The 19,788-nt window shown below is 64.0% G+C and carries 21 protein-coding genes; 7 read left to right on the forward strand and 14 right to left on the reverse strand.

Going from position 1 to position 19,788, the window contains the following annotated elements; genetic code table 11:
- Nucleotides 1-136 precede the first annotated feature (136 nt).
- Nucleotides 137-682 carry a SprT family zinc-dependent metalloprotease gene (locus tag LQ952_RS08525; protein WP_238622239.1) on the reverse strand — a complete coding sequence of 182 codons (546 nt, stop codon included), beginning with the start codon at nucleotides 680-682 and terminating at the stop codon, nucleotides 137-139.
- A gap of 390 nt (nucleotides 683-1,072) precedes the next feature.
- Here LQ952_RS08525 and LQ952_RS08530 point away from each other — a divergent pair, with 390 nt between their 5' ends.
- Nucleotides 1,073-1,513, forward strand: coding sequence for a hypothetical protein (locus LQ952_RS08530; protein ID WP_238622240.1), 441 nt, complete (start codon nucleotides 1,073-1,075; stop codon nucleotides 1,511-1,513).
- A 350-nt stretch (nucleotides 1,514-1,863) separates the two neighbouring features.
- On the forward strand, nucleotides 1,864-2,070 hold the full coding sequence (gene cspE / locus LQ952_RS08535) for a transcription antiterminator/RNA stability regulator CspE (protein ID WP_238622241.1): 207 nt from the start codon (nucleotides 1,864-1,866) through the stop codon (nucleotides 2,068-2,070).
- Nucleotides 2,071-2,274: 204 nt separating this feature from the next.
- Here cspE and LQ952_RS08540 read toward each other — a convergent pair whose 3' ends face one another.
- Nucleotides 2,275-2,763, reverse strand: coding sequence for an FKBP-type peptidyl-prolyl cis-trans isomerase (locus LQ952_RS08540; RefSeq protein ID WP_238622242.1), 489 nt, complete (start codon nucleotides 2,761-2,763; stop codon nucleotides 2,275-2,277).
- An 85-nt stretch (nucleotides 2,764-2,848) separates the two neighbouring features.
- Nucleotides 2,849-3,994 carry a ribonuclease D gene (gene rnd / locus LQ952_RS08545; protein WP_238622243.1) on the reverse strand — a complete coding sequence of 382 codons (1,146 nt, stop codon included), beginning with the start codon at nucleotides 3,992-3,994 and terminating at the stop codon, nucleotides 2,849-2,851.
- Between the two features lie 132 nt (nucleotides 3,995-4,126).
- Here rnd and LQ952_RS08550 point away from each other — a divergent pair, with 132 nt between their 5' ends.
- Nucleotides 4,127-5,086: a ChaN family lipoprotein gene (locus tag LQ952_RS08550; RefSeq protein ID WP_238622244.1), complete on the forward strand. Its 960-nt coding sequence runs from the start codon at nucleotides 4,127-4,129 to the stop codon at nucleotides 5,084-5,086.
- A 10-nt stretch (nucleotides 5,087-5,096) separates the two neighbouring features.
- On the opposite strand, the gene mreD is transcribed toward LQ952_RS08550, so the two are convergent.
- The 3 genes from mreD to LQ952_RS08565 form a co-directional block, all read right to left on the reverse strand.
- Nucleotides 5,097-5,588, reverse strand: a complete 492-nt coding sequence (mreD, locus tag LQ952_RS08555) for a rod shape-determining protein MreD (RefSeq protein ID WP_238622245.1) — start codon at nucleotides 5,586-5,588, stop codon at nucleotides 5,097-5,099.
- Nucleotides 5,581-6,498: a rod shape-determining protein MreC gene (gene mreC, locus LQ952_RS08560; protein WP_347402063.1), complete on the reverse strand. Its 918-nt coding sequence runs from the start codon at nucleotides 6,496-6,498 to the stop codon at nucleotides 5,581-5,583. The genes mreD and mreC overlap by 8 nt, the downstream gene beginning before the upstream one ends.
- 79 nt (nucleotides 6,499-6,577) lie before the next feature.
- A complete protein-coding gene (locus LQ952_RS08565; RefSeq protein WP_238622247.1) occupies nucleotides 6,578-7,624 on the reverse strand; it encodes a rod shape-determining protein in 1,047 nt (348 codons plus the stop codon).
- 127 nt (nucleotides 7,625-7,751) lie between these two features.
- Between LQ952_RS08565 and gatC the strand changes: the two genes are divergently transcribed.
- The 3 genes from gatC (at nucleotide 7,752) to gatB (ending at nucleotide 11,021) form a co-directional block, all read left to right on the forward strand.
- Nucleotides 7,752-8,039, forward strand: a complete 288-nt coding sequence (gene gatC / locus LQ952_RS08570; RefSeq protein ID WP_238622248.1) for an Asp-tRNA(Asn)/Glu-tRNA(Gln) amidotransferase subunit GatC — start codon at nucleotides 7,752-7,754, stop codon at nucleotides 8,037-8,039.
- A gap of 64 nt (nucleotides 8,040-8,103) precedes the next feature.
- Nucleotides 8,104-9,558 (forward strand): Asp-tRNA(Asn)/Glu-tRNA(Gln) amidotransferase subunit GatA, encoded by a 1,455-nt coding sequence (gene gatA / locus LQ952_RS08575; protein WP_238622249.1) that lies wholly within the window; start codon nucleotides 8,104-8,106, stop codon nucleotides 9,556-9,558.
- 29 nt (nucleotides 9,559-9,587) lie between these two features.
- Entirely contained in the window at nucleotides 9,588-11,021 is a 1,434-nt protein-coding gene (gene gatB, locus LQ952_RS08580; RefSeq protein ID WP_238622269.1) for an Asp-tRNA(Asn)/Glu-tRNA(Gln) amidotransferase subunit GatB, read from the forward strand.
- Between the two features lie 140 nt (nucleotides 11,022-11,161).
- Here the strand turns inward: gatB and LQ952_RS08585 are convergent, their stop codons facing one another.
- The 8 genes from LQ952_RS08585 to LQ952_RS08620 all read right to left on the reverse strand — a co-directional run bounded on the left by LQ952_RS08585 (nucleotide 11,162) and on the right by LQ952_RS08620 (nucleotide 18,914).
- Nucleotides 11,162-11,908, reverse strand: a complete 747-nt coding sequence (locus LQ952_RS08585; protein ID WP_238622250.1) for a HesA/MoeB/ThiF family protein — start codon at nucleotides 11,906-11,908, stop codon at nucleotides 11,162-11,164.
- Nucleotides 11,901-12,890, reverse strand: coding sequence for a lipoyl synthase (lipA, locus tag LQ952_RS08590; RefSeq protein WP_238622251.1), 990 nt, complete (start codon nucleotides 12,888-12,890; stop codon nucleotides 11,901-11,903). Before lipA ends, LQ952_RS08585 begins: the two co-directional genes overlap by 8 nt.
- A gap of 54 nt (nucleotides 12,891-12,944) precedes the next feature.
- Complete coding sequence (locus tag LQ952_RS08595; RefSeq protein WP_238622252.1) at nucleotides 12,945-14,180, reverse strand: HDOD domain-containing protein; 1,236 nt, start codon at nucleotides 14,178-14,180, stop codon at nucleotides 12,945-12,947.
- On the reverse strand, nucleotides 14,173-15,396 hold the full coding sequence (locus tag LQ952_RS08600) for an HDOD domain-containing protein (RefSeq protein WP_238622253.1): 1,224 nt from the start codon (nucleotides 15,394-15,396) through the stop codon (nucleotides 14,173-14,175). Before LQ952_RS08600 ends, LQ952_RS08595 begins: the two co-directional genes overlap by 8 nt.
- Before the next feature lie 53 nt (nucleotides 15,397-15,449).
- Nucleotides 15,450-16,724, reverse strand: a complete 1,275-nt coding sequence (locus tag LQ952_RS08605) for a bifunctional O-acetylhomoserine aminocarboxypropyltransferase/cysteine synthase (RefSeq protein WP_238622254.1) — start codon at nucleotides 16,722-16,724, stop codon at nucleotides 15,450-15,452.
- 35 nt (nucleotides 16,725-16,759) lie between these two features.
- The gene (locus tag LQ952_RS08610; RefSeq protein WP_238622255.1) at nucleotides 16,760-17,008 is read right to left on the reverse strand and encodes a BolA family protein; all 249 of its coding nucleotides are present in this window, start codon (nucleotides 17,006-17,008) and stop codon (nucleotides 16,760-16,762) included.
- 63 nt (nucleotides 17,009-17,071) lie between these two features.
- Nucleotides 17,072-17,932, reverse strand: coding sequence for a hypothetical protein (locus LQ952_RS08615; RefSeq protein WP_238622256.1), 861 nt, complete (start codon nucleotides 17,930-17,932; stop codon nucleotides 17,072-17,074).
- Nucleotides 17,933-17,954: 22 nt separating this feature from the next.
- On the reverse strand, nucleotides 17,955-18,914 hold the full coding sequence (locus tag LQ952_RS08620; RefSeq protein ID WP_238622257.1) for a patatin-like phospholipase family protein: 960 nt from the start codon (nucleotides 18,912-18,914) through the stop codon (nucleotides 17,955-17,957).
- Between the two features lie 119 nt (nucleotides 18,915-19,033).
- Between LQ952_RS08620 and LQ952_RS08625 the strand changes: the two genes are divergently transcribed.
- Nucleotides 19,034-19,780, forward strand: a complete 747-nt coding sequence (locus tag LQ952_RS08625) for a YdcF family protein (RefSeq protein ID WP_238622258.1) — start codon at nucleotides 19,034-19,036, stop codon at nucleotides 19,778-19,780.
- Nucleotides 19,781-19,788 lie beyond the last annotated feature (8 nt).

Raw genomic sequence — 19,788 nt, forward strand, 5'->3', positions numbered from 1 at the left:
CAGCGGGGTGGCGACGAGATCGCCGCCATGCAGGCGGCATTGACGGGTAAGGAGGCGGAACTCAATGCCGCCTATGCTCGCTGGGAAGACCTTGAAGGTCGTACAAAGGGATAGTGTTGTTCTGCACTCACCGGTATCAGGCCGATTTTTGTTCCAGCACGTTCGCGTCCGGGTCAAACCTGAGCTTGTCGCCACAACTACGGCAATAGTAGATCCGCTCTCCCTGCTGGGCGTTGCGGTGTCGCCTCACCCCCAGTGCATAGACCCGGCAGGTGCAGCGATAGGGATAGGTCGGTGCCCGCCGGATGGGGATCAGGCTGAGGTCGGTATCATGGGTGACCCGGGGTTCAAATCCCAGCCGGGTCATCACTTCCCGCCATTCCGGGCCATGGGGGCGCCGGCGTCCGGGACCCAGGCCGAAGCGACGGTAGATCACGCTGTGGGCCACCTCGTGGGCAACAGTGTCCGGGAAATGATTGCGCCAGTCCAGGGCAAAGATATGCGGGTTGAAGCGCAGCGATTCCCGGCCGGCCGTCACCCGCCATTGCCCCGCAGCCCTTCCACGCAGGTCCAGGCGCACCTCCGGAGGTGTTTCCGGAAGCCGGTAGAGCCGTGCCGCACGGGCATACAGTTCCCGGGCCTTGTCCTGAATGGCTTGCTGTTGTTCGGGTTTAAGGGGCATGGCTGGTCATTCTTCAGGTCGGCATGAAGGGGGATTGGGAAGTCAGGGGGGGAGGATCGCAACGGCAGCTTTGGACGCCGCACGGGTCTTTCATGGGCCGAATGCGTACTGTCGATGCTTTTCAGCGCATGGCGCATATGCCGGTCATGCACTATTAATTTAGTTTTTGAAGATAATGTCGTAGCCCGGGCGGCATCAGGCTCATCTGTTTGAGCACACGGCGGTTTTGACATTTTCAATGGGGTCGCGGAAAATGCCGCCACTCAGGAAGAGTCCTTTCCGGCTTTACAAATCATGTATGCCTAAAGTGCATCGGGTTTTTTGGAACCCGATGCACTTTTTGTTTTCAAAAAAATCGAATTAAAGATCTCATTTGCAGGAGTTGTAAGAATGAACAAGACTTTGGACAGCATGTCTGCCGAAGAACTCTATGAGCTGGCCCGTCAGCGGGAAGCGCAGGAGAAAGAGCACGCGGCACAGGAGCGCCGTGAACAGCTGGAAGCCCTGCAGGTCCGGCGCAAGGACATGATGGCCCGTCAAGCGGCCGAGTTGGCGGCCATCGACAAGGATATCCAGGCATTGGGCGGGCGTACGGCGCCACGCCGCAAGGCTACGGCGAAGGGTGGCGAGGGCCGTGGTAACGGCAATCCCAATTTGAGTCGCATGGTGGTTGAGATCATCAATGAGCAGGGCGAGATGAGTACCAAGGCTTTGAAGAGCCGACTGGCGTCCCAGGGTGTCGAAACCCGCAACATCAGTCAGACCCTGGCCTACCTCAAGCGCAACGGTCGCCTGCGCAACACCGGGCGGGGAATCTACGCCGCCGCCTGAGGCGGGTGGTGGATAGTTGTTCATGCCGTGGGCGCCCGGTCCCGGGCGCCCCGTGAGGGACGCTTCACGGCGTCGAGACCGCCGGCGGCATATTTTTTTGTCTTTCATGCACCGTCTTTTCCTTCCCGCTCGATTTCGGCAACGATTTGATGCAAGGGAAAAAAAACCATTTTTGCCACGGGGCTTTCCCCGTTTATAGGCTCGGGGGCGTGCATAACGCTATAGCATGTGAGCCGCTAAGCGGATAGACTGGCTCCTGTGTAGTGGTGCAGGTTGTCCGTTTAACGTCGGCATGGGAACCGCTGCATGAAGCTGTAGTTAACTTGAAAGATCAGATTGAGGTTTAGTCAATGTCTACCGGTACTGTTAAGTGGTTCAATGAAACGAAGGGTTTTGGCTTTATCGCCCCTGCAGACGGCGGTGCCGACGTGTTCGTGCATTATTCGGCCATCAACTCCGATGGCTTCAAGACCCTGGCCGAAGGCCAGAAGGTCAACTACCAGGTTCAGCAGGGTCCCAAGGGCCTGCAGGCCGTCAATGTGACCCTCGACGCCTGAGTTCTGTCCTTGCCTGAGCTGGGGCCTGCATCTTGCGGGTCCCAGCTTTTTTTATTGCTTCCTTTTGCTTTTTCCGGCCCATCGGCATGGGCCGCCGGTAGCTGACGCCGGACCTCTCTGACGCGCATTTGGACAGGGATGTTCTCCCGTATCCTGAAAAGCAGCGAGGGCGCTTCCTTGCGCCCTCTGTGTCATCCCGTGCCCTTAGTGATCGTTGGCGGCGCCGGCCCCATGGGCGTGGCCGTGGTCCAGCTCTTCGGGGGTGGCGTCCCGTACCTCATGGATCTTCACCTGGAAATTCAGGGTGACGCCCGCCAGCGGGTGGTTGGCATCGATCACCACGTCATCCCCGTCAATGGCGGTGATGGTGACCACCTGCATGCCGCCGTTGTCGCCGCCGGCATGGAACTGCATCCCCACTTCCAACTCCTCCACCCCCTGGAACTGGCTGCGGTTGAGGGTGTGAACGAGGCTGTCGTCCCGTTCTCCATAGGCCTGTTCCGGGGCCACTTTCACTTCCAGTTCATCACCGGCCTGCTTGCCTTCCAGGGCCTTTTCCAGGCCGGGAATGATGTTGCTGGCGCCGTGGAGATACGCGAAGGGCGCCTGTTCGGATGACTGGTCGATCACACGGCCTTCTTCGTCGGTGAGCGTGTACGCGATGCTGACTACCTTGTTGCTGCCGATCTGCATGAGGCCGGTCCTCTAGGTCTTTGAATGAAGTGCCAGTTTAGCGTGCCTGACACGTATAGATCACCTGCGGGACTCAAGAACCCCGTCAATCCAGATGCAATTGCCCCGATTTCACCCCCATGGCCAGCTCTCCCTGCAACCATTGCTGCAGGGTCTTTCCTGCCAGGCGGGCACGCCAGCCCTTGAGCAGGGCACATTCGGGATCGCCGGCGACCAAATTTTCCACATCCTTGCGGGTGGCGATGGCCGCTGGGCTGATATCGTTTTGCTGGGCCTGATGGCGCAGCAGCCCCATGGCCACGTCCGCCAGGGCCTCCTGGGCAGGGGACAGCTGGACTCGGGGGGGCAGTACGGGCCATGCTTCCTGTGGGCACGCCAGGCCTGCCCGTACCAGATCCAGCAGGGTTTGGCCGTGACGGCGCAGGGTCTGTTCCTGCAGGCCGCGGATACGCTCCAAGTCTGCCTGGGTGGCGGGCTTGCGGCGAGCCAGGTCCAGGATCACCTCATCCTGCAGCAGCCAGCGGCGGGGGCGGTCTGCCCGCATGGCCTCCTGCTCGCGCCAGCGCGCCAGCTCCCGGGCGATCGCCGGCTGGACGCCGCGCAGGGTGTTGATACCCTTGAGGCGGCGCCACATGGTGTCCGGGGCGGGTTCGTAGCTGGCCGGGTTGGTGAGGCGCCGGAAGTCCTCTTCCAGCCAGGACAGGCGGCCGCTGCGCTCCAGTGAGGCATGGATCAGCGGGTAGGCCTGGGCCAGATAGCGGACATCATCCGCGGCATAGGCCAGTTGCTGAGGGTCCAGGGGCCGCCGGGCCCAGTCGGTCCGGGAATGGCCCTTTTCCAGGTCCACCTGCAGCACGGCCTGGATCAGCTTGCCGTAGCCGATCTGGTCGCCGTGTCCCAGCAGGGAAGCGGCCACCTGGGTGTCGAATATGGGCGCGGGTACGGTCCCGTCCCGATGGTAGAAGATCTCCAGGTCCTGTCCTGCGGCATGCAGGACCTTGAGCAGGTCGGGCCGCTGGAGCAGCCGGGTGAGCGGTGTCAGATCTTCCAACACCAGAGGATCGATACAGGCCACCAAGTCCAGCGTGGCAACCTGGATCAGACAGAGCTGGGGATAGTAGGTCTTTTCGCGGATGAACTCCGTATCCAGGGCAAGCCACGAGCAGGTTTCCAGTTCGCGGCAAAGGGCTTCGAGTGCCTCGGGGGTATCGATAAAGCGTGCATGGTCCATGGCTGAGTCACGGTCTCCTGCCGGAGGGGCGGGTGGCTGTCTCCGGTCTGTGGGCTTGGCCTGGCGGGCCTTCGGGGCGATAGTATACCGTTGACAACGCGACCTTCCCTCGGTTGCACAAGGATCCTGCCCATGTCTTTGCATCGATGGTTGTTCCGTACCCTGTGGTTCATCGCCCTGTGCCTGCCCTTGCCGTCATGGTCCGGGCAGGAGTGGCTGGCGCCCCATCTGCAGGGTCACCCCCTGGCGGGGCAGCGCTGGTCTCACCATGATCCGGTCCGGGATGCCGAGACGGATCTGATCGGCGATCTGCGCCGGGCGGATTTCCTGCTGCTGGGGGAGGTCCATGGCAATCCGGATCATCACCGCCTGCAACAAATCCTGGTGGAGGCCATGACCGATCTTGAGCCGGCCCTGGTGTTCGAGATCTTCGACCTGGAGGATCAGTCGGCCATCGATGCCTATCGGGCCGAGGGGGGACGCGATGCGGATGTGCTGGCGGAACGGGCCGGGGTGAGTGGGCGGCAATGGCCTTGGGACGAATACCGGGGCCTGGTGCAGCATGCCCTGGACCATGATCTGCCGATCATCGCGGGCAACCTTTCCGGCGGCGCGGCCCTGGCGGTGGCTCGTGAGGGCTTCCAGGTCCTTGATGAGAATCCGGCTGCGCTGGGACTGGACGAGCCATTGCCCGGGCCGGCCCTGTCGGCCCTGACCCGACGCATTCTGGAGGGGCACTGCGGCTACCTGCCCGAGTCTCGGGCGGCGGGCATGGTCAAGGCTCAGCGCGCCCGGGATGCCTACATGGCCCGGCGCATGGCATCGGTTACGGGGCGGCCGGTCATCCTCATTGCCGGCAGCGGCCATGCCCGGCTGGACCATGGTGTGCCCCTGTACCTGCAGCGTCAGGTACCGGAGCGGATGGTGCTGAGTCTCGCCTTTGTGGAGGTGAGGGAAGGATCTGCGTCGATCACTGAGTATGAGCCCGCCTCGCCCCTGGCCCATCACTGGGTCTGGTTCACGCCGAGATTGCGCATCACCGATCCCTGCGACGACTTTCGCGAACAGCTGGAACGGATGCGGTCGGGCTGACGGCGTCTGCTCAAGCCAGACTCAGGCACCAGCGGCGGCGGATTCGCCGCAGGAGCACGAAGATCAGCGGCCACAGCAAGATGCTGCCGGCCACCGGGGCCCAGTACAGCCAGGTGCCCGGTGCGTGTCCCGTGATGCCGTAGACCCACAGGACCATCAGCTTGAACAGGGCCAGCAGTGCGCCGACGGTGATGGCCTGTTGCCACAGGGGATAGACCCGGATCCGCTGATGCACACGGATGCTGATCCAGGCGATCAGCGCCATGGCCAGGGCATGCTGGCCCAGCAGGGCCCCTTTGGTGACATCCAGCAGCAGGCCGAGGATCCAGGCGGTGCCGACACCCACCCGCCGGGGCAGGGCCATGTTCCAGTAGATGACCGTCATGGCCACCCATTCCGGACGCCAGTGGATGGCCCAGTCCGGCAGCGGCAGGATGGTCAGTACAAAGGCCGCAAGGATGGTCAGCGGAATGACCAATAGCAGACCGCGGAGCTTATCCATGGTCCTCCTCCGTGGCTACCGGGGTGTCTGACTCCGCCGGTGGTGTCGGCGCGGTGGATCCTTCCCTGTCGGCGGGCCACAACAGCAGCACCTCCCGGGACCGGTCCAGTCGGGCCATGGGGCGTGCCTCCACTACGGCGAAGGGTTCGCCGGAGGGACGTTCGACCCGGGTGATTTTCGCCACCGGATAGTCGGCGGGGAAACGCCCGCCCAGCCCCGAGGTGCTGATGATGTCGCCGGGCTCGATGTCTTCGCTGGGGGGGATGAATCGCAGCGTCAGGCGCTCCGGATGGCCGGTGCCGATCGCCAGCGTGCGCAGGCCGGTGCGATTGACCTGGACGGGCAGGGCATGGCTGGGGTCCGAGATCAGCAGGGCGACGCTGTGCACGGCATTGACTTCCAGGATCTGTCCCACCACGCCGGCGGCGTTGATCAGCGGTTGTCCTGTATAGACACCGTGAAAATGTCCCTTGTTGACCAGGACCTGCTGCCGGAAGGGGTCCAGGTCCACGGACAGCAGCTCGGCAATCACCACCTGTTCCCGCAGTCGCGAAGAGGTGTCCAGCAGTTCCCGCAGGCGGGCATTTTCCGTTTCCAGGGCCTCAAAGCGCAGCAACAGGCTGCGCATCCTGAATTGCTCTTCACGCAGGGTGCGATTTTCGGCAATCAGGGTCTGATGGGTGGAAAACTGTTCCATCAACCAGTCGCCGGCCCGTACCGGCAGGTCCGCCAGGTACTGCACGGGATATACCAGCAGGGCCAGGGTGGTTCTGGCCTGCTGTAGATGGTCGTGGCGGTGATCCAGGGTCATGATCACCAGGGACAGGATCACGCACAGCGTCAGCCGGAAGGCGGGAGACGGCCCCAGGTTGAAGAGCGGCTGTTTGATAGCAGGCCCTCCTGCGGCAATGAATCCATGGGGTGCTACGAGGCGGACCCGCCAGGGGCCGCCCGGTTGCGGGGGTCTGTGTGAGTGCCGGTGACCGGCGCTATTCGATGGACAGGAAGTCGGCGCCGTGATCGTCCAGCATCTCGAGCACCTTGCCGCCGCCGCGGGCGACACAGGTGAGGGGGTCGTCGGCCACTACCACGGGGATGCCGGTTTCCTCCATCAGCAGGCGGTCCAGGTCCCTCAGCAGGGCGCCGCCGCCGGTGAGTACGATACCCCGTTCGGCCACGTCGGAGCCCAGCTCCGGTGGCGTCTGTTCCAGCGCCGTGCGCACGGCACTGACGATCCCATGCAGGGGTTCCTGGAGGGATTCCAGGATCTCGTTGCTGTTGAGGGTGAAGGCCCGGGGTACACCCTCGGCCAGGTTGCGGCCCTTGACCTCGATCTCCAGCAGTTCCTTGCCTGGATAAGCGGAGCCGATCTCGTGCTTGATGCGCTCGGCCGTGGCCTCACCGATGAGGATGCCGTAGTTGCGGCGCACATAGGAAATGATGGCGTCGTCGAAGGTATCCCCGCCGATGCGCACGGAGGCGGAATAGACGATGCCGTTGAGGGACATGACCGCCACCTCGGAGGTGCCGCCGCCGATGTCCAGCACCATGGCACCGCGGGCCTCGTCTACCGGGATGCCTGCGCCCACGGCAGCGGCCATCGGTTCTTCCATCAGGTAGACCTTGCGGGCGCCGGCCCCGGCGGCGGACTCGCGGATGGCGCGCCGCTCCACCTGGGTCGCACCGCAGGGTACGCAGACCAGTACCCGTGGGCTGGGCCGGAACAGGTGGTTGCTGTGCACTTTGCGGATGAAGTGCTGCAGCATCTTCTCGGTGGTGGTGAAATCGGCGATGACCCCGTCCTTCATGGGCCGGATCGCCTGAATGTTTTCCGGGGTGCGGCCGATCATCTTTTTGGCCGCCGTGCCCACCGCCTCGATGGAGCGGGGGCCACCGGGCCCGCGATCCTGGCGGATGGCCACGACGGAGGGCTCGTTGAGCACGATACCCTTGCCACGCATGTAGATCAGCGTATTGGCGGTACCAAGATCAATGGAGATATCGTTGGAAAGGAGACCGAGTATGCGGCTGAGCATGATGGTTTTGGGGCGTCGCCTGCGAAAGGCGCTACTCTAGCAACCGGGGGAGGCTTTGGGCAAGGCATGGACTATGCTACTTTAATCGGCTTAACAACGAATATCGGAAAACATTCCGGAGCGCGCCATGTCCCTGTCACAAGAACAGGTCAAGAAGATCGCTTATCTGGCACGTCTGAACGTGCAGGAAGAGGACCTGGGTATTTATGCCCGCACCCTGTCGGACATCCTGGACTTCGTGGAGCAGATGGACGGTGTGGATACCGAGGGTGTCGAGCCCATGGCTCACCCCCTGGAACTGTCTCAGCGCCTGCGGTCCGATGCGCCCACCGAGTCGGATCAGCGGGCGCATTTCCAGCGTATCGCCCCGGCGGTGGAAGACGGCCTCTATCTGGTACCCAAGGTCATAGAATGATCAGGGACGGTCTCCCGCTGCCGCCCGCCTGACCTGTCCAACGGCCCCAAACACGGAATTTCCCATGCACGACAAGACCATCGCTGAACTCGCCACGGCCCTCCGGGGCGGCGAAGTGTCCAGTGTTGAACTCACCGAGCACTATCTGCGGCGCATCGAATCCCTGGATGGCTGTCTGAACAGCCTGATCACCGTCACGGCGGAGCAGGCCCTGGAGACGGCCCGGGCTGCCGACGACGCCCGGGTCCGGGGCGAGGCCGGTCCGTTGACCGGTGTGCCCATCGTTCACAAGGACATCTTCTGCACCCAGGGTGTACGCACCTCCTGCGCCTCCCGCATGCTGGACAACTTCATCTCCCCCTATGATGCCGGGGTGGTGGAGCGCTTCAAGGCCGCCGGCTGCCCGGTGCTCGGCAAGACCAACATGGATGAGTTCGCCATGGGGTCTTCCAACGAAACCAGTTTCTATGGTCCGGTGAACAACCCCTGGGATACCGAACGGGTGCCCGGCGGTTCATCCGGCGGCTCCGCTGCCGCGGTGGCGGCGCGTCTGGCCCCGGGGGCGACGGGGACCGATACCGGCGGCTCCATCCGTCAGCCGGCCGCCCTCACCGGCATCACCGGCCTCAAGCCCACCTATGGACGGGTCTCTCGCTGGGGCATGATCGCCTTTGCCTCCAGTCTGGACCAGGGGGGTCCCATGGCCCGCACCGCCGAGGACTGCGGCCTGATGCTTAACGTCATGGCCGGTTTCGACGCGCGGGATTCCACCAGCCTGGAGCGCCCGGCGGAAGACTTCAATGCCTGTCTCAACAGCACCCTCAGGGGCCTGAAGATCGGTCTGCCCCGCGAGTTTTTCGGCGAGGGCATGGATCCGGGCGTGGCCCGCGTGATCAATGAGGCGATTGATTTCTACCGGAAGCTGGGTGCCGAGTTCGTGGACGTGGATCTGCCTCACTCCGGTCTGTCGGTGCCGGTTTACTACGTGGTGGCGCCGGCGGAGTGTTCCTCCAACCTGGCCCGCTTTGACGGGGTGCGCTACGGTCACCGTTGCGAGGCGCCCAAGGATCTGATGGATCTTTACATGCGTTCGCGGGGGGAAGGGTTCGGGGCTGAGGTGCAGCGTCGCATCATGGTGGGCACCTACGCCCTATCGGCGGGGTATTTCGATGCCTATTATCTTAAGGCCCAGAAGATCCGACGCTTGATCGCCGATGATTTCCGCAATGCCTTCGAGCAGGTGGACGTCATCCTGGCTCCTGCCACGCCGACCACCGCGTTCCGTCTGGGCGAGAAGACCGCCGACCCGGTGACCATGTACCTGTCGGACATCTATACCATCGCCGTCAACCTGGCCGGGTTGCCGGCCATGTCCCTGCCCGCCGGGTTTGCAGAGGGACTGCCCGTGGGCATGCAGCTGATCGGCAACTACTTTGACGAGGCTCGCCTGCTGGGGGTGGCGCACCAGTACCAGATGGGTACCGAGTGGCATCAGATGGCCCCCGCGGGCTTTGAATAACTGTTTAGCAGACCTGGGGTCTCATAATGATGGAATGGGAAACGGTCATCGGGCTTGAAATCCACGCCCAGCTGTCCACGAAGTCCAAGATCTTTTCCGGCGCCTCCACCGCCTACGGGGCCGAGCCCAATACCCAGGCCTGTGCGGTGGATCTGGGGCTGCCTGGGGTGCTGCCGGTGCTGAACCGGGAGGTGGTGCGCATGGCCGCCAAGTTTGGTCTGGCCATCGGTGCGCCCATTGCGCCCCGTTCGATCTTCGCCCGCAAGAACTACTTCTATCCGGATCTGCCCAAGGGTTACCAGATCTCCCAGTACGAGCTGCCCGTGGTCGGTCGCGGTCAGGTGGAGATCGAGTTGGAGGACGGCGCGACCCGCACCATCGGCGTCACCCGGGCCCACCTGGAAGAAGATGCGGGCAAGAGTCTGCACGAGGACTACCACGGCATGACCGGGGTGGACCTGAACCGTGCCGGCACCCCGCTGCTGGAGATCGTCTCCGAGCCGGACATGCGCTGCGCCCGCGAGGCGGTGGCCTACATGAAGAAGATCCATGCCCTGGTGCGCTATCTGGAGATCTGTGACGGCAACATGCAGGAAGGTTCCTTCCGCTGTGACGCCAATGTCTCCATCCGCCGCAAGGGCACCGACAAGCTCGGCACCCGGGCCGAGATCAAGAATCTGAACTCCTTCCGGTTCCTGGAGCGCGCCATCAACTACGAGGTGGAACGCCAGATCGACATCCTGGAAGGGGGCGGTGCGGTGGTGCAGGAGACCCGCCTGTTCGATCCCGACAAGGGAGAGACCCGCTCCATGCGCTCCAAGGAAGAGGCCAATGACTACCGTTACTTCCCTGACCCGGATTTGTTGCCCCTGGACATCCAGGCCGATTTCATCGAGCAGGTCCGGGCTTCCCTGCCCGAACTGCCGGATGAGAAGAAGCACCGTTTCATGAACGAGTACGGCCTGTCTGCCTATGACGCCGGGGTACTCACCGCCAGTCGCGAGATGGCCGAGTACTTCGAGCAGGTGGCGACCGCCCTGTCAGGCCAGGCCAAGCTGGCAGCCAACTGGGTGATGGGTGAACTGACCGGTGCCCTCAACCGGGAGAACCGTGAGATCGGCAACAGCCCCGTGTCTGCCAAGGCGCTGGGCGGGTTGCTGCTGCGGATTCAGGACAACACCATCTCCGGCAAGATCGCCAAGGAGGTCTTCGAGGCCATGTGGGCCGGCGAGGGTGATGCGGACCAGGTGATCGAACGCAAGGGATTGAAGCAGATCACCGATACCGGTGCCATCGAGCAGGTGATCGACCAAGTGATTGCCGAGAATCCTTCCCAACTGGAACAGTATCGCAGCGGCAAGGACAAGCTATTCGGCTTCTTCGTCGGGCAGGTCATGAAACGCACCGGCGGCAAGGCCAACCCTGCGCAGGTGAACGAGTTGCTCAAGCAGAAGCTGTCCTGACTCGCGGAAAGCTTTCCCCCTCAGGAGAGAGGGATGGTCACGCCACCCAGGCGCCTCAACCAGGATCAAGCCCCTCTCCCCTTGGGGGAGCGGGGTTGGGGTGAGGGGAGAGGTGCCAACCGGCGGGATGCGGTAGCCCGTCACCCCCCCTCGCCGCAGACGGTGCAGCCCGGGTCCTTCCTGACCCGGATGCTGCGCCACTCCATCACCAGGGCATCCAGCAGCAACAGCCGTCCCCGTACCGTGGGCAGGCCCAGCAGCAGTTTCAGGGCCTCGGTGGCCTGCAGCGACCCCATCACCCCCGGCAGACTGGCCAGAACCCCGTTGCGGCTGCAGGTCTCGGCGGCCTCATCGCCTTCCCCATAGAGACACTGGTAGCAAGGGCTGTCCGCCACCCGGGGTTCGAACACCGACAGCTGTCCCTCCAGCCGGATCACCGCCGCCGACACCAGCGGGGTGCCCGTGGCCACACAGGCCCGGTTGACCGCGAAGCGGGTGGCAAAGTTGTCGGAGCAGTCCAGCGCCACATCCACGCCGTCCATGACCCGCGCCAGGGCGTCGCCTTCCAGCGCCTGATCGATGCACGTCACCTGCACCAGGGGATTGATCCCGGTGATGGATTCTGCGGCCGAGACCACCTTGGAGCGGCCGATGCGGTCCGTGCGGTGAATGATCTGGCGTTGCAGGTTGGACAGATCCACCCGGTCAAAATCCACCAGGGTGAGCCGGCCCACGCCGGCGGCGGCCAGGTACAGGGCCACGGGACTGCCCAGACCGCCCAGGCCGATGATCAGGGCATGGGACCGCCCCAGCCGTTCCTGACCCTCGTAGCCCACCTGAGGCAGGAGGATCTGGCGGCTGTAGCGCAGCAGGGTCTCGTCATCCATGGTCGGGTTGTGCCTGCGTGCCGGTATCCAGACCATAGGCAGCCGCCTGCCGGTCCGCATGATAGGACGAGCGCACCATGGGGCCGCTGGCCACCTGGGAGAAACCCAGCGCGTAGGCCGCTTCGGCCAGGCGATCGAACTCCTCCGGGGTGACGAACCGGCTCACCGGCAGATGGTGTCGGGAAGGCTGCAGGTACTGGCCCAGGGTGAGCATCTCGCAGTCATGGTCCCTGAGGTCCTTGAGCGTGGCCTCCACTTCCGCCGAATCCTCACCCAGGCCCAGCATGAGTCCCGATTTGGTGGGGATGTCCGGGTGCCGGGCCTTGAAGGCCTTGAGCAGTGCCAGGGACCAGGCGTAGTCGGCACCGGGCCGGACCTGGCGGTAGAGCCGCGGGACGGTCTCCAGGTTATGGTTGAAGACATCCGGTGGGGTCTGAGCCAGGATCTCCAGGGCGATCTCCATGCGGCCGCGAAAGTCCGGCACCAGGGTCTCGATGCGGGTATCCGGGCACAGGGCTCGGGTTTCACGGATACAGTCGACGAAATGGGCGGCACCCCCGTCCCGCAGGTCGTCCCGGTCCACCGAGGTGATGACCACGTAGCGCAGGCCCATGGCTTGCACCGTGCGGGCCAGATTCACGGGTTCTTCCGGATCCAGGGGGTTGGGGCGGCCGTGGGCCACGTCGCAGAAAGGGCAGCGCCGGGTGCAGATGTCCCCCATGATGATAAAGGTGGCCGTGCCGTGGCCGAAGCACTCCCCCAGGTTGGGGCAGGCCGCTTCCTCGCAGACGGTGTGCAGATGGCTGTCCCGCAGTACGCGCTTGAGGCGCTGAACCTCCGGGCCGCCCTGGGCGCGGGCCCGAATCCAGGGCGGCTTGCGCTGGACCCGAGTGGTGGGGGTCACCTTGACCGGGATGCGGGCCACCTTGTCGGCGGCGCGCAGCTTTTCACCCTGGATTGGGCGATGAGGGGTATGGCTCATGCTGTGTCCTGTCGTCCTGTACGGCTGAGGGAGCGTGACGGGCTCGGGGCCGCTTCAGCCCACGGCCACACCCTTGAAAAAATCCATGACCTCGCGGACTTCCTCCTCGGCTTCGCGGATGACGTCGATTTTCATATCGGCGTCAGGCTCGGGGAGCCCCAGCTTTTCGTAGGCGGATACCTGGTGATAGCGCGGGGTATCGCTTTCGTTGCGGTCATGGGCCCTGCGGTAGAGGTCGGCGACCTGGACGACGTCACAGTAATCCGGGGTGCTGTGACCGTTACGATCCAGATTGCCGCACTCCCGCACCACCAGGCAGATGTCCGGACCCAATCCCCAGTAATTGATGACCAGTTCTCCCACCACCGGGTGCAGGCGGGTGAGGATGCTGTCCACCTCGGTATCGGTAATGTCCCCATACCTGCGCCCGATATGGTCCAGCAGGGGTACCATGCCGACCTGATAGAGCAGCCCTGCAAGCATGGCATGCTCCGGGTCGAAACGCCGGGTATGGCGGGCCAGCACGTAGCTCAGGGCGGAGACATGGACGCTGCGGTCCCAGAGTGCCTTCATCCGTTGCTTCAGGCCGGGTACGTCCGTCCTGAAGACCTGTTTCATGGCGATGCTGATGACCAGCTGGCGAGTGACGTCAAAGCCCAGTCTCACGATGGCATCACGCACGCTGCCGACCGGGCTTGCCCCGCCGTAGAGGGCGCTGTTGGCGGCCTTGACCAGGCCGCCGGTCACGGCCAGATCCATCTGGATGATCCGCGACAGCCGGTAGGCATCGGCATCAGGGGCGTTGATCGCCCCCTGGATCTTGAGGGCCACCTCCGGCATGGCCGGCAGGTCCAGGCGGCCGGTGACGATGTTCTGGTAGATCTTGGCGAAAAGGGCGCTTTCCGTGGGGCTGAGGATGGTTTCTTCCACCTCGAAATTCGCCTCCCGCTGCTGCTGACCGAGGGATTCGTACATGTTGCGGTCAATGCGCAGGATCTGAGCCTGCGTGGCGCATACCGCAAAATCCCGCAGGTTTTGCCCGCTGAACAGCGGTTGCTTCGCCCGGGGGCTGCCTGCCTCGATCAGCGTCGGTTTGTCACTGGCCACGAAGGTGAAGCGTCCTTCCAGGGCGTAGATCATCCAGCGGTTTTCTTCTGCGGCGGTGATCCGCGTACCCGCCTTTAGGGTTGCCACGGTGGCTTTGCTGGCCAGGCTGCGGCGGGCTTGTTCTCCCAGTTCCTGCAATGGCTGCAGGTCGGCCAGGGTATCTGCAGAGATGCTGTCAGCCATGGAGTATGTTCCTGAGTGCGGCGATTTCCTGTTCGGTTTCCTTGAGCAATCCCAGGCTCATATCTTCATCAATGGGACCCAGGTCCAGTTTCCGGAAGGCGGGAACCTGGTCGAGGGGCGGCAACGTCTCGCCCTGACCGGCGCCCTGCTTGCTGAGCAGCCGCGACACGATCACCAGATCGCAGTAGTCACCGGGGTTCGGGTGTTCCCGTTGCCAGTTGCCCGCATGTTCCGCCACGCTCACCAGCTCGGGGTCCATGCCCCAGTAGTTCAGTACCATGACGCCGGTCATGCCGCGCAGTTTGGTGATGGTGTGCTCCAGCTGCTCATCGTTAAGATGGATCTTGTGCCGGTCCAGATAGTTCAGTATCGGGATGGTGCCGATCTCGTGCATCAGGCCGGCCAGCTGGGCACGGTCCGGGTCGAAACCCTTGAGGTGTCTGCCCAGCACGTAGGCGATTGCGGAGATATCGACGCTGCGGTCCCACAGTTCGTGCATGTGCTGACGGGTTCTGGGAGAGCGGGCCTGGAAGGCCTGCCGCATGGCAATGTTGAACGCCAGTTTCTGGGTGGCATTGAAGCCCAGGCGTATGACCGCGTCGCGGATGTTGTTAATGGGCTTGCCGGCCCTGAACAGGGGGCTGTTGGTGGCGTGCATGATGGCGCCCGCCACTACCGGATCGGTCTGGATCACCTGGGTGATCTCGGTGACCCCGATGTCCGGGTCCTGGGCCATGCGCTGGATGCGCATGGCCACTTCGGGCATCGGCGGCAGCTCCAGGCGGCCATTGATCGTGGCTTGGTAGAGGTCTCGGAAGATGGAGCCCTGGGTTTCGTCCACATCCACGTCCACCACCTCGACACCGGCCGTGCGTTCCCGGCTCAGCAGGGCGGCGAAGATCTGTCGGCTGACGCGCAGGAGAATACAGTCGGTTTCCGCAACGGCAAACTCCCCCTGATGCCGGTCGGAGAACAGGGGTTGGCAGGCCCGCTCCATCCCGCCGCGCACCTCTTCGGGCACACCACGGGACACCAGGCTCAGGCGACCGGACAGCAGGTACACCAGGTCCGTCGCATCATGGCCGGGGCTGAGCTTATTGCCGGCGCGCAGGACTCCCTTGCGCAAATGGATCCTGAGCTGGTTGCGCCCGGCTTCGGAAAGCTCGTTGATGGGAACGAGATCCTCGAAGCGGGGGGCATCGGTGCTGGCTGCCATGGTGACGTGATTCCTGATGGCGGATTGGACGCGGACCGGGCCGGTAGCCGCATTCAGCCGGCGGCCGCCAGGGCCTGGTCCAGGTCTGCAAGGATATCATCCACGTGTTCGATGCCAATGGAAAGCCTGACCATGTCCTCGGAAACACCGGCCTTTTGCAGCTCTTCCGGCGACAGTTGGCGATGGGTGGTGGTGGCCGGGTGGCAGGCCAGGGTCTTCGTGTCGCCGATGTTCACCAGGCGCACGGCCAGGTTCAGGGCGTCGATGAAGCGGGCACCCGCCTCGCGGCCACCCTTGATGCCGAAGGACAGGATGCTGGCGGCGCGGCCGTCCATATACTTTTGCGCCAGGGCATGATCCGGATGGTCCTCCAGACCGGCAAAGCGTACCCAGCTCACGTTCGGGTGTTCCTTGAGGAAACGGGCCACCGCCATGGCGTTGTCGCAGTGCCGGTCCATACGCACCGCGAGGGTTTCGATGCCCTGCAGGATCAGGAAACTGTTGAATGGGGACAGGGCCGCGCCCATGTTGCGCAGGGGCACGACCCGGGCGCGGCCGATGTAGGCGGCGGCACCGAAGGCCTCGGTGTAGACCACGCCATGGTAGGACCGGTCCGGTTCGCACAGGCGAATGAAGCGGTCCTTGTGCTCGGCCCAGGGGAAGTTGCCCGAATCGACGATGGCTCCGGCCACGGTGGTGCCGTGTCCGCCCATGTACTTGGTGAGGGCGTGCACTACGATGTCGGCGCCGTGCTCGAAGGGGCGGCACAGGTAGGGGGTGGCGACGGTACTGTCCACGATCAGCGGCACGCCGTGGGCGTGGGCCATGTCCGCCAGGGCTTGCAGGTCGGCCACGTTGCCGGCCGGGTTGCCGATGGATTCACAGAACACCGCCCGAGTGTTGTCGTCCATCAATGCGCGCATGCCGTCCAGGTCGCCGGGGGCGGCAAAGCGGACCTCGATGCCGTAACGGGGCAGGGTGTGGGCGAACAGGTTGTAGGTGCCGCCGTAAAGGGTGCTGGTGGTGACGATGTTATGTCCCGCCTCGGCGATGGTCATGATGGCGTAGGTGATGGCGGCCATGCCCGAGGCCAGGGCCAAGGCGCCCACCCCGCCTTCCAGGGCGGCCAGGCGCTTTTCCAGGACGTCCGTGGTGGGGTTCATGATGCGGGTGTAGATGTTGCCCGCCACCTTCAGGTCGAACAGGTCCGCCCCATGCTGGGTGTCGTCGAAGGCATAGGACGTGGTCTGGTAGATGGGCACGGCCACGGCCTTGGTGGTGGGGTCGGGGCTGAAGCCGGCGTGAATGGCCTGGGTCTCGAATTTCATGGGGGGTTTCCGTAGGTTCTGCGGCGTCGGTGAAATCAGGCGTTCGGATGCTTCTGCGCCCATTCCTCAGGGGTCATGGGGCGGATGGACAGGGCGTGCAGGGCACCACTGGTGATTTCCTGTCTGACGGTGGCATTGACCATCTGTTCCCGCTTGAGGCGGCTGAGTCCGGCGAAGGACGCGCAGACGACCACGGCCTCGAAATGGCCTTCCTGACCGCTGACGGTGACTTGGGCGTCGGGCAGTCCGGCGGCGATGAGCGTTTGTACCTGTTCTGGAGTCATGACTTGATCAATGGCAATCAGTGGTTCAGGGTCCCTGATCATAACGGATCGGGGTTCGGGGCGTCAGTCGTCGTCGGCGCTCCAGTCGGCGGGGGCTTCCCCGGGATGAAGATAGTGACGGATGACGGCCAGCTGGGTCTCCAGGACGTGAGTCATGCTCGGTGACATCAACCGCTCACGGTCCACGCCCTCCACCCAGCCGTAAAGGGAATGACGCAGGTCTTCCAGGTCATTGACGTTGACATGGATATCGTGGATGACCCGGGCGTATTCGTTCAGGTTGGGATGCAGTTGCAGGGCCTCGAAGAGGGTCCCGAGTGCCTGCAGCAGGGTGCGAGCCTGCGGCGGCAGGCCGAGCGCTTCCGGTGTCAGTGCAGGGGCCTGCACCTCGGGGTCCACCCAGACCTTGAAACTCATCTGCCGCAGGCTGTGGAACAGGGGCTCGTCGGAGATGAGAAAGATCAGCAGATGACCCGGATGGGCCTTGAGGGGGAGATCGCCGGCATACCAGAACCCGGTGCGGATGAATTCCGCCAGTCGCAGATGCTCGGCAAAGGGCGCCCGGTGGAGCTGGTCCAGGATCAGCAGGGCCGGCTCTCCTTCGCTGCGGGCGCAGGCCTCGCCCAGGATCCGGTCCACAGGATCCGCCGGGTATTCTCCGGCGCCTTCCTCATCCGGATCGACCGGGATGCGCACGGGGGCTTCCGGTCGCGGCGGGGTGTATTCGTGGTACAGGATATGCTCGAAAGCCAGTGCCTGTCCAAGGGCGTGGGCGAAGGCCGCACGGCGTCGCCCGCTGGTGCCCTCGATGTTGAGGCAGCGCAGGTGCTCCACCCGGGCGGAGAGCAGGCATCGCACCGGATAGCTGTAATCCTCGTTGGCGATGAAGCCGAATTCGGCCAATCGATGTCTGAGGGAGATCATGAGGGTTCGTCAGGTTGTGGATTCAGCGCTTTTCGAGCAGTGTCTTCAGTTCACTCCGCAACTGATCCGTCGCCGGGCGGGACTGTTCGAAGATGCTCTCGAAGCGATGGAACTCCAGTACCCGCACATTGCTGATTTTCGGTCGGATCAGGATGTCCGGCCGGACCCGTCTGAGCTTTTCCTCCAGGATCGAGAACTGCATGATCTGGAAGGTGTTGAAGCTGTTGTCGAAATAGGACGGGTTGCCGTTGCCGCCCCCATTGTCACTGCCATTGCCGGGCTCGCGCATGCCCAGTACGTCCACGGCGATGGTGATGTCGCAATCCTCCAGCAGCAGGTCGTAGGGGACGGGATTGGTCAGGCCGCCGTCCACCAGAACCTTGTCGCCCAGGCTGACCGGACTGAACAGTCCCGGCATGGCCATGCTGCCCTGAACCGCGGGCCAGATCTCGCCGCTGTCAAAGACCGCCATGCGCCGTTCCCAGAAGTTGGTGGCAACCACCTGCAGGGGTATCTTGAGTTCCTCGAAGCGGTTGACGCCGGCGGTCTCGCCGAGAAATTTGACGAAGGCGTCCGATTTCATCAGCCCGCCCTTGGCGCCAAAGGGCTCCACGAATTTGATCCAGCGGGTCCATTCCCGGTTCAGCAGGGAATCGAACCAGGATTCGTCGTGGGCCACCGTGAGGGTGTCGATGGCATCGTGAATATCTCCGGACGACAGGCCTGCCGCGTAGAGCGCCCCCATGATGGCGCCGATACTGGAGCCGGCGATCCGGTGCGGGGTCACGCCCAGTTCTTCCAGCACTTCGAAGACGAGGACATGGGCCAGGCCACGGGCGCCACCGCTTCCCAGCGCGAGGCCGACGCGAGGTGCATGGGCCGCGCCGGCCGGGCCGGGCAAGCCGGAAAGCGCGGGGACGAGGGCGCCGGCAACCAGGGTCTTGAGGGCGCGACGACGGCCGGGGTCGATGACAGCAGTCATGGGTAAGCGCTCCGTTTGCAAAATGCTTGTACCGATCATACCGTGTCCTATCGCCGATGCCGAAGCGGACCCGCTGCCGGTCGTCGGCCCGATTGCCTGCCAAGTCCGCGGAGAGACGCATGGCTCTGGAACTGTTGCTGATGCCCCCCGCAAGCCCCTTGATCCTCGTGGTGACGGGGTTGTTGTTCCGGCGCACATGGATGGGGAGGGGGCTGGTCGTGCTGGGCTTGTTGCTCCTTTACGTGGCCTCACTGCCGATGGTGTCCCATGCCCTGACCGGCGCCCTGGAAGAACGTGCCCGGGCCGTGGAGGTCGCCCCGGCCCCGGCCCGCGTCATCATCATCCTGGCTGGGGGGCGGCGAGTGGATGCCCCCGAATACGGCGCCGACACGGTGAACCACTTTTCCCTGGAACGGGCCAGGTACGGTGCCTGGGTGCACCGGCAAACCGGTCTGCCGATCCTGGTCAGTGGCGGTCGGGTGGGGGGCGATGAACCTCTGAGCGAGGCGGAGCTGATGCAGCAGGTGCTCACCGAGGAATGGGGCGTCCCCGTACGCTGGGTGGAGGATCGAAGTCGCAACACCTGTGAGAATGCCTTGTTCAGCGCCGAGTTGCTGCGGGCCGAGGGGATCGAGCACGCCGTTCTGGTCACTCACGCCGTGCATGTGCCCCGGGCCCGCTGGTGCTTCGAGCAGACGGGGTTGACCGTGTCCGCCATGCCCACCTATTCCCGCCGCCCGGATCAGCAGGCGGCGGCCGGGTTCGACGGGCGCGGCCTGATTCCCCAGTCAGCGGCCCTGGAGCGCACCCGTTTTGCCCTGCATGAGTATCTGGGCATGGTCTGGTATCGGTTCAGGTATCGCTGAGCACTGGT

Source organism: Ectothiorhodospira lacustris (assembly GCF_022227785.1).
Taxonomy (GTDB): Bacteria; Pseudomonadota; Gammaproteobacteria; order Ectothiorhodospirales; family Ectothiorhodospiraceae; genus Ectothiorhodospira; species Ectothiorhodospira lacustris.